Raw genomic sequence first — 13,855 nt, forward strand, 5'->3', positions numbered from 1 at the left:
TCGATCAAAACCGCAGAAGTGGGGTCGTTAGTAGCTGCGGACTTTCGGCTCGTAGGTCTTGTCCTCGCCCTCGAGGATCACTGGGCGGTAGAAGATCGACGGCTCACCGTCGTCCCACGAGATGAGCGTGTGTTTGAGCCAGTTCTCGTCGTCGCGGATTTGGTTCTCCTGTCGCCAGTGGGCACCGCGGAACTCGTTGCGCACGAGCGCGCCGAGTGCGATCGTTTCGGCGACGTCGATCAGGTTGCGCGTTTCGATCGTCTGCTGAAGGTCCGTGTTGAACGTACGCGATGGGTCGTCGACGTAGACGTTCTGGTACTCCTCGCGGCACTCGCGGATGATCTTCAGCGCCTTCTTGATACCCTCTTCGGTACGGAAGACGTTGACGTAGTCCGTCATCGCCTTCTGGAGTTTCGCGCGGATTTCGGCGTGCTGGACGCCGTCGTCCTTCTCGATTAGGTAATCGATGTGTTCGCGGGTCTGCTCGACGGTGCGCTCTAAGAGCCCCTCCGTGTCGGCCGTGACACCACCGTCTGCAGCGACGCCGCCGGACTGATCGAGGCCAGATGCGCCAGGTGCGACCGGCAGATCGGCGTCGGTTTCGTCCTCGACATCGTCGCCGTAGCCGGTCTTGATCTGTGGCTCGCCGAGGTCTTTGCCGGCAGCGTGGTAGCCAGCGCGCTTGCCGAAGACGATCAGTTCTGGCAGTGCGTTGCCACCGAGTCGGTTGCCACCGTGAACGGAGACACAGGCACACTCGCCGGCCGCATAGAGGCCGTCGATACAGGTCTGACCGTTCTCGTCGGTCTCGATGCCGCCCATCGCGTAGTGCTGGCCGGGCTTGACTGGCATCGGCTCGACGAGGCCGTCAACGCCTTCGAAGTCCTCTGCGAGGTGGAGGATGTTCTCGAGGCGGTCGAGAATCCGTTCCTCACCGAGATGGCGCATGTCGAGGTGGACGTACTCGTCGTTGACGCCGCGTCCTTCCTGCACTTCGGTCAGCTCGGCACGCGCGACAACGTCTCGGGAGGCGAGTTCGCCGTCGTTGTTCGCGTAGCCGTACTCGAACATGAACCGCTCGCCGTCGTTGTTGTAGAGAATGCCACCTTCGCCACGGACACCCTCGGAGATCAGCACACCCGTCGACGGCAGCGAGGTCGGGTGAAACTGGATGAACTCCATGTCCTCGAGTGGGGCTCCTGCGCGGTAGGCCATCGCGTGGCCGTCACCGGTACAGGAGACGGCGTTGGTGGTGTGGTCGAAGGCCTGTCCGGGGCCACCGGTCGCGAGGACGACGCCCTGGTTCGCCTTGAACCCTTCAACTTTGCCCGACTGAACGTCGTAGGCGACGACGCCGTGACACTCGCGGTCGTTGGGGTCGTCTTCGTCGGTCGTGACGAGGTCCATGACGTACCACTCGTCGTAGACTGGGATGCCACGTTTGACGACCTGCTCGTACATCACGTGCAGCAGGTGGTGGCCGGTTTCGGCACCGGCGTAGGTCGTTCGGGGGTATGAGAGCCCACCGAACGGACGCTGGGAGACGCGGCCGTCTTCCTCGCGGGAAAACGGCATCCCCCAGTGTTCGAGTCTGATCGTGTCTTCGGGGGCGTCCTGTGCAAGCGTCTCGACTGCCGGGGCATCGCCCAGGTAGTCGGACCCTTTCATGGTGTCGTAGGCGTGGAGCTCCCAGTCGTCGCCCTCCTGGAGCGCCGCGTTGATTCCGCCCTCGGCTGCACCCGTGTGGCTGCGAACCGGGTGAAGTTTCGAGACCAGTGCGACGTCCGCACCTGCCTCGTCCGCTGCGACCGCAGCTCGAAGGCCAGCGCCGCCGGCGCCGACCACGATAACGTCGTGTTCGTACATGTTACCAGAACTTCAGGTTTTTCTTGACTGCTTCCCGCTTGAGCTCCTGAATGTGCTCGGTAAGCGGGATGTCTTTTGGACACACCTCAGTACAGGAGAACTGGGTCTGGCACCGCCAGACACCTTGTTCCTGTTCAAGGATACGGAGTCGATGCTCTTTAATGTCGTCCTCTTCGCGGTCGTCCATCGCAAAGCGATAGGCCTTGTTGATCGCTGCCGGGCCGAGATAGTCGTTGTCGCCGGCGGCGATGTTACACGAGGACATACACGCACCACACCAGATACAGCGCGTGGACATCTTGACCTTCTCGCGGTTTTCTCGAGTCTGGCGCTGTTCTTCGAGGTCGCTTGCGTCGGGCGTATCCTCGCTCTGGAAGTACGGCTCGACGGTGTGCATCTGGTCGTAGAAGTGGTCCATATCGACGACCAGGTCCTTGACGACCTCCTGATGTGGGAGTGGCTCGATGCGAACAGGATGTTCCAACTCAGAGATCTGGGTCTTACAACCCAGTCGCTGTTTCCCGTTGACGAAAAAGGCGTCCGAGCCACAGACGGCCTGCCGACAGGAGTGTCGGAACGTCAGCGAGGAGTCGTACGTGTCTCGCGCGTACATGACCGCGTCGAGGACGGTCATCCCTTTCTTGAAGGGGACGTGGAAGTCGTCGAAACGTGGTTCCTGTTTGTCCGCGACTTCGGGGTCGTAGCGGAACACCTTGATGAGGACCGTCTCCTCATCGGCATCAGGATCGGCGGTCGACTGCTCGTCGACCATGCTGCTTTCTTTCTCTTTGAGTCGCTCTTGCTGTGGCGACTCTGCGCCTTTCATTTCCGGGTCTTCCGGAGACTCCTGCGTTTCTGGTTTCTGTTGTTGAGTACTCATGTTAGGTCCACCCCGCCATAACGATTGCAACGTAGATTCCCTGGACGATGAGTGCGACGCTCGCGATGACGAGCACTGCAAGCACAACTTTCCGCTGTGCTCCCTCGAGTCCCTGGTTGACAAGGGCGTTGTAGACGCCGTTGACACCGTGGAACGTTCCTGCGATCAGGAACAACACCATCGTCAGGAAGTAGCCGACGTCCTGCATACGGGCCTGTGTGCCGGCAAACGTCACGTCTGCAGCGTGGTTGACGAAGTGCAAGAGGAAGAAGTGGAAGGCGAGCACGACGACTAAGAAAGCCGCCGTAATCCGCTGGAGCAGCCACGTCGTGCCGCCTGGTGCGAACGAAGAGTATCGTTCTGCCATTAGATCGTCACCCCGTCCATGAAGGTTGGAACACTGGCAACGGTGATGATCGCCGTCAACACCAGTGACGCATAGAAGCTCTTGTCCTGTGCGTCGAGTCCGACGCCGAGGTCGACCATCAGCAGTCGGAGTCCGTTCAGGATGTGGAAGACTGCCACGGCAAGCAATCCAACCTCGAGCACTCGGATGATGAAGAGACTCTCGAGACCCTGAATGGTGTTCGTATACGCTTCGGGGCCGGTGACGGCGCTACTCAGCACAGCGATGTGGGTAAACAGGTAGCCGATCAGCATCCACCCGGTGAACTTGTGGAAGATCCACGCCCACATGCCGGCCGAGAACTCCTTCCAGCGACCGAAGTCCTCGATGAGACCGCGATTGTAAGACTGACTCATACGCTCGTGTGGTCCGTTAGACCGCGGAGGTATAGAAGTTACTTTTATCGCTCCTGTTATGCCCCCTCTTGGAAATAGTGAGTCGAGATCGAATTAATATCGATCTCTCCGACGTCGGTCGGGTGTCCATAGATCCCTCCTCCGATCATGCGCAGGCGACGCCGTGGTTACAGCCTGCGAGCTGGCCCCTCAACGGAGCGAGGGCCCGTCTACAGAGGCAGTGGTCGCTCTCATTCGAGGTCAGGGGCAGCCTGGCCACTGCTCTGAAGCCCTGACTGTGAGTGTTCTGCCATCCGTTCGCGTTCCAGTGCAGTTAGCGTGTCCGGTGAGAGCCCGACGAGATGACACAACGGGTTTCCTGGGTAGACGACCGGGTTCTCGAGGACACCGACGATAAGCCCGGTAAACGGGGCTTCGACAGTGACGATGTCTTCTTCCTCTTTGAACGGATTGGTGATCGCACAGATCACTTCACCTTCCTGGACGAGTTCGCTCCGGCCGCGTTTCATATCGACAATACCTCCCGCGTCCGCGCGGATCCACGTCTTTTCGTTGTCGTCGTCGATGATGGTCCGCCAGCCGGGCCAGTGAACGGATGACTCCGGATGGAGCCCGAACTCGGCGAGAACGCTTGCAACGCCAGTCAGCGCGCGGTCGATCAGCTTTCGCTGAAACCGGTGTGCCTCCCCCATCTCGACAGTGATCGTCGGAATATCTGCCGCTGTCGCCTCCCGCCGAAGCGTACCCGATGGGCCCTCGCCGGCGATGATGACGTTGGAACTGAATGCTTTCGCGACTCGAGCCGTCTTCAGGTTCTCCATGTTCGCCCGAACGTGGAGCATGTTCGTTCGCCCGCGCGTGGACGTATGGAAATCGACCCCGAGGTCACAGGGTTCGATGAAATTCGTGAAGATCTGATAGGCCATCCGTCGGGCGCTCGTCGAGCCCTCACGGCCGGGGAACGAGCGATTGAGGTCCCGATCGTAGATCGGTAGATAGCGCTCCTGTGCAAGAAAGCCATGGACGTTCATCACGGGCAGACAGATTAGTGTCCCATGGAGATTCGAGTGATCCCAGTCGTGGGCGACCTCACGGACGACCTCGATGCCGTTGAGTTCGTCACCGTGGGCTGCCGCCGAGAGGAAGACAGTCGGTCCGGGGTGTTCACCGTTGATGACCGTTACGGGGATCCGAACTGGATCTCCGAGATACGTTTCGCTGATACCGTACCGAATGTTTGCTGACTCGCCGGGATCGACACGACCACCGTTGTACGTGAACGGCTCCGCCGTGCGGTCAGATGGACCGCCGTCGGGCGGCTCATCGAAATCGTCGCTCATAGCAGTGTCTCCGGCGGCAACCATGTGAATCTTCTCCTGTTGGGTCGTCAGGGAGCCGCCAGCGTTAATTCCACGAAAACGAGTGTCGTTTTATCGAACAGCGACCGGGGAAAAACTCACCCCGTGGGCATATGTTTTGTATGATGATGTGTTATGACCATGCATGGAGATTCGTGAAGCAACTGCTGCCGACATCGATGCGATCCGCTCGATCGCCCACCGTTCGCTCAGTTCGACGTACACTGACTTCCTCGAGGAAGCAACGATCGAAAACGCCGTCGAACAGTGGTACGGCGATTCGTTTGCCGACGAACTCGACGACGACCACACGCTCGTTCTCGCTCTCGAGCGCGACGGTGACACCGTCGGCTTCTCCCAGAGCGATCTGGTCGGCCAGCGATACGACACCGGTCGCATCCTGTGGCTACATATCGACCCCGACCACCGCGGCGGTGGCACGGGCGTCCGCCTGCTCGTTCGGACGCGAGAGAAACTGCTCGACGAAGGGGCTGACAAGATTCAAGGGCTCGTCCTCGAGGACAACGAGGGTGGCAACGAGTTCTACCAGGACCACGGCTTCGAGCAGGCCGGCCAGCGCGAGGTCGAGATCGGCAAGAAGACCTTTACCGAGAACGTGTACGCCGAAAGCGAGATGGACAAGGACGGCTGGGGTGCCGTCGACGAACTCGACGTCGATGGCGAGACGATCTACGTGAGCTACGGTGAGGCGTCCCGTGGGGCAAAGGCACCGTTTTACAGCGCCTACAAGAACGAGGACCGATCGGAACGATACGCGCTGCTCTGTGGCAACTGCAACTCGATCGATAATGCGATGGACGCGATGGGACGTGTCGAGTGTAACGCCTGTGGAAATCGGCGGAAAGCGACGCGATGGGACTCGTCGTACCTCTGATACGGACTGCTGTAACGAGTGACCGCCAATCACCAGAGACGGGATCGGTGAGCGGCAGTAATTGATTACAGCAGCCCATATGAGTGCTCCCCCGTGTCGGCGCTCGAATGAAGTCGATACCTACCATCTTATACTGTGACCACTGCAGGCGTGGACTACCCCATCTCGATGTGACCGCTGTCGCAGCTTTGGCAGGCAAGCCGCGATTCGATCCAGCGGGTGAACATCTCGGGAGAGCGCGCTCTCGGATGGCCGACCGACCGTTACCACACCAGTAGCGACACGCCACGGCGATCCATCGCGACGTTTTGGCCGGGCGTATCGGACCCGGTATCGAAAGCATACAGCTGTTGTCACCGCATTACAATTGGTGGCTCAGTCTTCGGGGCAAGTATCTCGATCGCGCGCGATTCGGGCGGATTGGGCCTCCCATCAACTGAGATATATTTCGAATGAGTAGACAGGATCACATCGTCCACGGCTTCAAGGCAACGCTCGTCGCTCGAGCGATTTATATGGTCTCGAGCGCGCTGTTGATGTTTCTGCTGGCGCGGTATCTCCTCGATCCGGACGGGTATGGAACGCTATACTGGGTGATCGGTGTGCTCGCGATCGTCCAGCTGGTTGCGGATCTCGGATTCGGCAAGTCCGCAGCCCGCTACTTTTCGGAGTACAGCGAGAAGGCGCCAGGACAGATCCCGCATCTGATCCGGACAACGATTACGGTCAAGATCGTGGCCATCACGCTCGTCGTCTATATGCTCTTGTTGTTTCACGAGCAGATCGCAATCGGCTTGGGCGATCCGACAGCTGCCCCGTTTCTCGTGGCTGGCGTGCTCTACGTCACTGTCTTCTCGTTTAGCACCTTCACACAGATCGCGTTTCAGGGGTTCAACCAGCTCGTCTACAGTGCCGTCGTTCAGGCAATCAGCGGCGTTGGTCGTCTCGTCTTCGCCGTCGGATTCGTCCTTCTGGGTCTGGGTGCACTGGGTGCCTTTTTCGGCTACATCGTCGGCTACATCATCTCGGCTATGGTCGGGTTAACGGTGCTGTACTACAAGTTCTACACGCAGTACGAGCCGGCGAGCACGTACGAGGACGGACTCTCACGACGGCTGCTCGAGTACAGCGTGCCGCTGACGGCGACACGCAGCGCAAACGTCGTCGACAAACAGATCGACACCGTCCTCGTCGGTGTCTTTCTGACGCCGACTGCCGTCGCGTTCTACACGCTGGGAAAACAGATCTCAGATTTCGTCCTTGCGCCCGCTGAATCGCTTGGCTTTACCATCTCGCCGAACTTCGGTGAGCAGAAAGCAACGGGCCAACTCGACCGAGCACGCCAGATCTACGAGACGTCGCTGACACACACGATGTTGCTGTATATTCCAGCAACCGCCGGGCTCGTCATCATCGCGGAACCGCTCGTGACGATGGTGTTCGGAAACGACTACGCAGGTGCGGTGCCTGTCTTGCAGATCCTCGCCGCCTTCATCGTCCTGCAGGCGATTACGAACTTGACCAGTGACAGCTTAGATTATCTCGGCCGTGCTCGCGCGCGCGCCATCGCGAAAGGCGGAACGGCCGCAGCGAACTTCGGACTGAATCTCATTCTTATCCCAACGATTGGCGTCATCGGCGCGGCGATCGCGACAGTCGCGACACATTCGGTGTACGTGGCAGTGAACCTCTACATCGTCCACTCGGAGCTTTCCCTGCGGCTTCGTCGTCTCGGCCGATCGATGGGTGTGATCTGTGGAATCACTGGCGTGATGGCGCTTGCCGTGTTGCTCGTGACGCCGCTGGTCTCGAGTCCCCTGATGTTGATCGGCGCGATCGCAGTTGGAACGTTGACGTGGGGCGTTCTCGCCGTCGTAAGCGGGCTGGTCGATCCACAAGACGTTCGATCGGCGATGACCTAACGTGGCCCGTCGACCAACGATCGAAGACACTGATGACATCGTCGCGGTCGATCGGCAAATGCACCACAATGCCTGCCAACTGGAGAGCTACCAACCCTCATGCAGTAGCCGCCAATCGCGCTGCCGTCATGCGATCGAGAGGGATTACATCTCAGACACCTGTCGATTTCGATGACAGTATACTTTTTGCCTACGTTGCCCTGTAACCCGGTATGGCTGTTGCAGATCCTGTCACTGTCGGGGTATTGAGTCTTCATACGAGCAAAGAGACAAAGGCGATTTTGAACGCGGTCGAAGCACTGGGTCATGATACCGAATGGCTTCGAAGCGAGAACACCGCCGTCAGCGTCGCTGACGGGGAGGTCGTCCTCGAGCCGGATGTCGACGTCATCGCCAACAGAATGCTGTTGTCGAACACCGAACAGCCCGCCGAGGAACTCGGGCTTGCGAACACGTTCGCACAGCTGATGCCGATGCTCAACGAGCCGGCGACAGTGCTGACGGCGATGCACAAACTCTCGACGGCGACGACGCTCGCCGCAAACGACGTCCAGACCCCCGACGTCACACTTGCACTCAACAGCGAACAGCTCAACGCCGCGCGCGGTAGGTACGGTGAGGAGGCCGTCTACAAGACGGCGATTGGCACCCACGGCGGCGGCACGTGGAAAGTCGGACGCGATGAACCGATCAACGCGAAAGTCGGCAACCGGTACGCGTTCCTTCAGGAACTGATCGATCGTGACGGCGCCAAACACCGCGACGTTCGCGTCTACGTCGTCGGTGGCGAGATCATCAGTGCAATGTACCGCTATGCACCTGACAACGACTGGCGAACCAACGTTGCCCTTGGCGGCTCCGTCGAGGACGCAACCAACGACCTCCCCGAGGTCGCCCGTGAGATGGCCCGTCAAGCGTCTACGGCCATCGGGCTCGACTACGCTGGCGTCGACCTCGTTGAAGGTGACGACGGCTGGTTCGTCCTCGAGGTCAACCCAACGGCAGGGTTCAAAGGCCTCTACGAGGCAACCAACATCAGCCCGGCCCCATACATCGCGAAACTCGCCATCGAAAACGCTGGCGGCGAGGTCGACAACGAGCGTGTCAAAGAACTCTCGAAAGTGCTCGACGACTCAAAGCCGACCGCCCAGCCGTCACAGGCGATGCAGCCGGACGTCGAGACAGCCGTGATCGGCTACACTGAGGAGATCGTTCTCTCGGGAACCAGCGGCTCGAAATCCGTGATGGCGAAATCCGACACCGGTGCGACCCGGACGAGCATCGACACCGGGCTCGCAGCCGACATCGGCGCCGGCCCGATCAAGTCCATCACCCGGGTTCGATCCGGCAGCAGCAAGACCGCAAAGAGTCGGCCCGTCGTCGACGTCGTCATCGGTGTCGGCGGGAACCAGCATACGGTCACCGCAAGCGTCGAAGACCGCAGCCACATGGACTACCCTGTCATTCTCGGCCGCGACATCCTCGAGAACTACCAGGTCGACGTCAGTCGGCGGACTGACGGCGACGCCCGCGACACGCCCGAAGAAGAGGAGTAACACGCCGTCACGAGTGGCGTTTTTATCGGTTTTTGTGTCCGCTCTCGAGTCGTGCGTTCTTGCTCTCAGTTCAATTCGTTCGCGCCAGAAGGTGTGAATGATCGGTACTGATCGACAGCGCGTGGATCAATCACCGAGAAAATTTTTTCGATCGAATAAATCGCTTGACCTAGAGCGAAGACTTCCTTGCTGGATTGGACAATGTTAATATGCGTTCGCAGCAATTGCCAAATGATGACTGAATCCGACCAAGACTGGTGGCCGAACAAGTTAGACCTAGAGGTACTCGATCAGAATGCTCGTCCAGCTGGCCCACTGGAGGAAGAGTTCGACTACGCCGAGGAGTTCGAGAAACTCGACTTCGACGAAGTGAAAGCGGACATCGCAGAGGTGCTGATGACGTCCCAGGACTGGTGGCCGGCTGACTACGGCCACTACGGGCCGCTCATCATCCGGATGGCGTGGCACAGCGCAGGGACGTATCGAACCAGCGACGGCCGCGGCGGCGCCTCGGGCGGTCGACAGCGCTTTGCACCGCTCAACGCCTGGCCCGACAACGTCAACCTCGACAAGGCACGCCGTGTCCTCTGGCCGGTCAAACAGAAGTACGGCCGCAGCCTCTCGTGGGCCGACCTGCTGGTCCTGTCCGGAAACGTTGCCCTCGAGTCGATGGGCTTCGAAACCTACGGCTTCGCCGGCGGACGCGAAGACGACTTCGAGCCCGACAAGGGCGTCGACTGGGGACCAGAAGAAGAGATGATGGGCGACGAGCGCCACGACGAGGAGGGCAACCTCGAGGGCGATCTCGCCGCCGACCACATGGGTCTTATTTATGTGAACCCGGAGGGTCCAGGCGGCGATCCCGATCCTGAAGAGTCGGCGAAGTACATCCGACAATCGTTCGATCGGATGGCGATGAACGACGAGGAGACGGTTGCGCTCATCGCCGGCGGACACGAGTTCGGGAAAGTCCACGGTGCTGGCTCCGACGATAACCTCGGTCCGGATCCAGAAGAGGCGCCTATCGACATGCAGGGGCTGGGCTGGGAGAACGAGTACGGCACCGGCAAGGGCGACGATACGATCACCAGCGGGCTCGAGGGCCCATGGACCGAGTCGCCGATCGAGTGGAACCACGACTTCCTCGAGAACCTATTCGAGTACGAGTACGAACTGGACAAGAGCCCTGCTGGCGCCTACCAGTGGACGCCGGTCGACGAGGAGGCACAGGGCGCTGCACCGGCTGCCCACGACCCCGAGGGGAGCCAGACGCCGATGATGCTCACGACGGACATCGCCCTCAAAGCGGATCCGGACTACCGTGAGATTTCGAAGCGCTTCTACGAGAACCCAGAGGAACTCGAGGACGCCTTCGCGAAAGCCTGGTACAAGCTGATCCACCGCGACATGGGGCCGACAGAGCGGCTCCTCGGTCCGGAAGTTCCAGACGACGAGTTCCTGTGGCAAGATCCCATCCCCGACGTCGACCACGAACTGGTCGGCGAGGCCGAGATCGCCGAGCTCAAATCGGAGATCCTCGAGTCGGAGCTCTCCGTCTCCGAACTGGTCAAGGCCGCCTGGGCGTCCGCCTCGACCTACCGCGACAGCGACAAACGCGGCGGTGCAAACGGTGCCCGCCTCCGTCTGGAGCCCCAGAAGAACTGGGACGTCAACGACCCAGAAGAGCTGGCGACGGTGCTTTCGGTCCTCGAAGAGATCCAGGAGGAGTTCAACAGCTCCCGATCCGACGACGTGCGAGTCTCGCTTGCCGACCTGATCGTCCTTGGTGGCTCCGCCGCCGTCGAGCAGGCCGCAGCAGATGCCGGCTACGACGTCGAGGTTCCGTTCGAACCAGGCCGTACCGACGCAACGGCCGAGCAGACCGACGTTGAGTCCTTCGAGTGGCTCGAGCCGGACGCCGACGGCTTCCGCAACTACTACACCGAGGGTGACGTGATGGACCGCTCGGCAGAGGAGCTGCTGGTCGACAAAGCCGACCTCCTGACGCTGTCGGCCTCCGAGATGACGGCGCTGGTTGGCGGCATGCGCGCACTGAACGCCAACTACCAGAACTCCGGCCTCGGCGTCTTCACCGACGAGCCCGAGACGCTGAACAACGACTTCTTCGAGGTCCTGCTCGACATGAGCTACGAGTGGGAAGCGACTGACGAAGACGAGGAAGTCTTCGAACTGCGCGACCGCGAGACGGGCGACGTCGAATTCAAAGGCTCCCGCGTGGACCTCATCTTCGGCTCGAACTCCCGACTTCGCGCCATCACAGAAGTCTACGGTGCCGAAGACGGCGAGCAGAAGCTCGTCGAAGACTTCGTGGACACCTGGAGCAAAGTGATGAAACTCGACCGTTTCGACCTCGAGTAACGCGACGCTGCGGCGCAGCTGACTCGCGTTCCGTTTTTTGTGCCACTACAGACTGCCTCGCTCGAGCACCGTCTCGAGCGTGAGCTACGAGCTGTTCGAGAGCGGCTGTTTCGACTACTCGGCGTCGCTCTCGATGATCACTTCGTCGTCGGTGATCTGATTGATCTCCGACGAATCGACGGGATAGTCGTCGTCGCCGTGTCCACCCCAGTTCAGTCGTGCTCTGAGTCGGTCCGTCAGTCCCGGCTCGGGGTCGATGTATGCCGTCTGTCCCTCGACCTCTGCAACGATACCGATTTGTTGGCCCGTCTCGTCGACGACGTCTTTGCCGTGATCGTCACTCGAGAGTTCGACTGGCCCCGTATCGACGGGCGGCGTATCCGTTCCTGCACTGGCTTCCGTTTCTGCCGTCGTGTCGGTCGCACCGTACTCTTCGACGTCAATGATCTCGCCCTCGAGGACGTCGCTGCTGACCACCGTTGACTCGAGCAGTTCGGTCTCCTCAAGCGTAAAGCGCATCTGCGTCCGTTCATCGATCTGTTCTTCGATGGTGCGGCGCTCGATCAGTTCGCTTTGGACGATGTCGCCTTCGGTGCGCTTGCTCCGGATAACCTCCTGGTCGACAACCTCGTCCGCAGTGACGTCTGCGCGCACGACATCGCTCTCGAGGATCGAGCGCTGGACGCTCTCGAGTTCGATATTCGTCTCGATCTCGTCGTGCTCGAGTTCCTCGCGTTGTTCGATGTCGACGTCGACCACCTGGCTCTCGATCGTGTAGCGTTCGATCTCCTCGATCGTCTCGAGACGCGTTTCGTCGGTGACCACCTCGATGATGTCGTCGCTGATGAACTCGGTGTCAACGAGTTCTCGGCTCAGTAGTTCCGAATCGACGACCCGGCGCTCGGCGAGTTCGGTGTCGACGACCTCGCTCTCGATCGTATCGCGTTCGACGACCTCAGTCTCGACGACCTGTGTCTCGACGATTTCGGTCGTCACTGTCTTGCCTTCTCGAAGCTGATCCTCGAGTTCGTTGCGGCCAAGTGACGCGCGATCGAACGCTGCCTCGCGTTCGACGATTTCGAAGTGGCCCAGTTCCTCACCCGAGGGGTCGTCCTCGTGGTAGACGAACACCAGGTTCTCGTTATCGAGCGTTTCTATGAACTCGTCCCAGGTGTACTCCTCGTGGTCCGCTTCGAGTTGGCCCTGTCGGGCGAAGGAGTAGCCGTGATCGTCGCTGTCTCGAATCGTTACAGGAACAGCGTCGTGGGATTGCGCCCACTCCCGGATTCGCTCGGGGTCGGTAGTCATTCGTCGCTGTTCGGGTCCGTCGTCGGGTGTCTCGTTTGCCATCTCGATTACCCACCCGGGCGAGTCGCACTTTAGTCAGCAGGGCCGTCTCAGCCGGTCAGTTTCTTATTTCTTCCGCCCCCTTTTCTGGCTTGCACAGTCGGGGATGTAATCACCGCTTGCCTGCTCAGCGAATTCGGCTGATGGTGCTCGAGGCGAGGACAGTGGTCTATTACTGCTGGCGGCACCACCAGTGGCTCACTCGAACACTGTTTCAGTCAGTTCGCTACCGAGCAACGTTCTTTTGCATACTCGAGCCGACGATTCACTGAGAATGTCCGTCCCTGATCCCGACCGCGATCCAGAGGCCGTCCTTCGGACCGATCCCGTGATGGCGGCTGTCATCGACCGCCGCGAGCCACACCCGCTCGATCCGAACCCCGACGAGTACGAACGCCTCTGCGTGTCGATCATCAACCAGCAGCTGTCGACGGCGAGTGCTGCTGCGGTCCGTGAGCGCGTCTTCGACGTCCTCGGTGGCGAAGTAACTCCCGAGGCGGTCCTCGCCGCATCGAGGGACGACCTGCGCAGTGCTGGACTCTCCCGAACGAAAGTCGACTACGTCGAAAACGCCGCTCGCGCGTTTCAGGAGCGCGATCTCACGCGTGAAGGGCTCGCAGACTACACGAACGAGGACGTCCGCCGTGAACTTACCCGCATCAAAGGAGTCGGTGACTGGACCGCTCGCATGTACCTCATGTTCGTTCTCCAGCGACCCGATGTGTTGCCGCTGGGTGATCTCGCCGTTCGCCGTGGGATCGAGCAGCTCTACAACGACGGCGAAGCGTTGTCACGAGCCGAGATGCGTGCGATCGCCGATCCCTGGCGACCCCACCGCAGTCTCGCATCGCGGTACATCTGGGCGGAGTACGAGGCCTGATACGGACTGC

Annotated in this window: 11 protein-coding genes; 5 read left to right on the plus strand and 6 right to left on the minus strand. The window is 60.3% G+C overall.

The features are described from left to right. Positions 1 to 27 precede the first annotated feature (27 nt). The 5 genes from DV706_RS02900 to DV706_RS02920 all read right to left on the minus strand — a co-directional run bounded on the left by DV706_RS02900 (position 28) and on the right by DV706_RS02920 (position 4,848). Positions 28 to 1,866: an FAD-binding protein gene (locus DV706_RS02900; protein ID WP_006066645.1), complete on the minus strand. Its 1,839-nt coding sequence runs from the start codon at positions 1,864 to 1,866 to the stop codon at positions 28 to 30. A gap of 1 nt (position 1,867) precedes the next feature. After that, positions 1,868 to 2,746 carry a succinate dehydrogenase/fumarate reductase iron-sulfur subunit gene (locus tag DV706_RS02905; protein WP_006066644.1) on the minus strand — a complete coding sequence of 293 codons (879 nt, stop codon included), beginning with the start codon at positions 2,744 to 2,746 and terminating at the stop codon, positions 1,868 to 1,870. A gap of 1 nt (position 2,747) precedes the next feature. Beyond that, positions 2,748 to 3,113, minus strand: a complete 366-nt coding sequence (locus DV706_RS02910; RefSeq protein ID WP_006066643.1) for a succinate dehydrogenase hydrophobic membrane anchor subunit — start codon at positions 3,111 to 3,113, stop codon at positions 2,748 to 2,750. Further along, positions 3,113 to 3,508, minus strand: coding sequence for a succinate dehydrogenase, cytochrome b556 subunit (gene sdhC / locus DV706_RS02915; protein ID WP_006066642.1), 396 nt, complete (start codon positions 3,506 to 3,508; stop codon positions 3,113 to 3,115). The genes DV706_RS02910 and sdhC overlap by 1 nt, the downstream gene beginning before the upstream one ends. Before the next feature lie 230 nt (positions 3,509 to 3,738). Next, a complete protein-coding gene (locus DV706_RS02920) occupies positions 3,739 to 4,848 on the minus strand; it encodes a succinylglutamate desuccinylase/aspartoacylase family protein (protein WP_049889837.1) in 1,110 nt (369 codons plus the stop codon). A gap of 163 nt (positions 4,849 to 5,011) precedes the next feature. On the opposite strand from DV706_RS02920, the gene DV706_RS02925 reads away from it, so the two are divergent. From DV706_RS02925 to katG, 4 genes are all read left to right on the plus strand, one after another. Further along, positions 5,012 to 5,761, plus strand: a complete 750-nt coding sequence (locus DV706_RS02925) for a GNAT family N-acetyltransferase (RefSeq protein WP_006066640.1) — start codon at positions 5,012 to 5,014, stop codon at positions 5,759 to 5,761. A gap of 452 nt (positions 5,762 to 6,213) precedes the next feature. Then, positions 6,214 to 7,683, plus strand: coding sequence for a flippase (locus DV706_RS02930; protein ID WP_006066639.1), 1,470 nt, complete (start codon positions 6,214 to 6,216; stop codon positions 7,681 to 7,683). A gap of 212 nt (positions 7,684 to 7,895) precedes the next feature. Further along, a complete protein-coding gene (locus tag DV706_RS02935) occupies positions 7,896 to 9,239 on the plus strand; it encodes a RimK family alpha-L-glutamate ligase (protein WP_006066638.1) in 1,344 nt (447 codons plus the stop codon). A 234-nt stretch (positions 9,240 to 9,473) separates the two neighbouring features. Beyond that, a complete protein-coding gene (gene katG / locus DV706_RS02940; RefSeq protein WP_006066637.1) occupies positions 9,474 to 11,618 on the plus strand; it encodes a catalase/peroxidase HPI in 2,145 nt (714 codons plus the stop codon). 114 nt (positions 11,619 to 11,732) lie between these two features. Here katG and DV706_RS02945 read toward each other — a convergent pair whose 3' ends face one another. Further along, entirely contained in the window at positions 11,733 to 12,968 is a 1,236-nt protein-coding gene (locus DV706_RS02945) for a hypothetical protein (RefSeq protein WP_006066636.1), read from the minus strand. A gap of 271 nt (positions 12,969 to 13,239) precedes the next feature. On the opposite strand from DV706_RS02945, the gene DV706_RS02950 reads away from it, so the two are divergent. Then, entirely contained in the window at positions 13,240 to 13,845 is a 606-nt protein-coding gene (locus tag DV706_RS02950) for a DNA-3-methyladenine glycosylase family protein (protein WP_006066635.1), read from the plus strand. Positions 13,846 to 13,855 lie beyond the last annotated feature (10 nt).

The organism is Natronorubrum bangense (genome assembly GCF_004799645.1).
Classification (GTDB): Archaea; Halobacteriota; Halobacteria; order Halobacteriales; family Natrialbaceae; genus Natronorubrum; species Natronorubrum bangense.

Coding starts and splice junctions, on each gene's coding strand:
- DV706_RS02900 (WP_006066645.1), bottom strand. CDS start 1,866: ATGTACGAACACGACGTTATCGTGGTCGGCGCCGGCGGCGCTGGCCTT.
- DV706_RS02905 (WP_006066644.1), bottom strand. CDS start 2,746: ATGAGTACTCAACAACAGAAACCAGAAACGCAGGAGTCTCCGGAAGAC.
- DV706_RS02910 (WP_006066643.1), bottom strand. CDS start 3,113: ATGGCAGAACGATACTCTTCGTTCGCACCAGGCGGCACGACGTGGCTG.
- sdhC (WP_006066642.1), bottom strand. CDS start 3,508: ATGAGTCAGTCTTACAATCGCGGTCTCATCGAGGACTTCGGTCGCTGG.
- DV706_RS02920 (WP_049889837.1), bottom strand. CDS start 4,848: ATGAGCGACGATTTCGATGAGCCGCCCGACGGCGGTCCATCTGACCGC.
- DV706_RS02925 (WP_006066640.1), top strand. CDS start 5,012: ATGGAGATTCGTGAAGCAACTGCTGCCGACATCGATGCGATCCGCTCG.
- DV706_RS02930 (WP_006066639.1), top strand. CDS start 6,214: ATGAGTAGACAGGATCACATCGTCCACGGCTTCAAGGCAACGCTCGTC.
- DV706_RS02935 (WP_006066638.1), top strand. CDS start 7,896: ATGGCTGTTGCAGATCCTGTCACTGTCGGGGTATTGAGTCTTCATACG.
- katG (WP_006066637.1), top strand. CDS start 9,474: ATGACTGAATCCGACCAAGACTGGTGGCCGAACAAGTTAGACCTAGAG.
- DV706_RS02945 (WP_006066636.1), bottom strand. CDS start 12,968: ATGGCAAACGAGACACCCGACGACGGACCCGAACAGCGACGAATGACT.
- DV706_RS02950 (WP_006066635.1), top strand. CDS start 13,240: ATGTCCGTCCCTGATCCCGACCGCGATCCAGAGGCCGTCCTTCGGACC.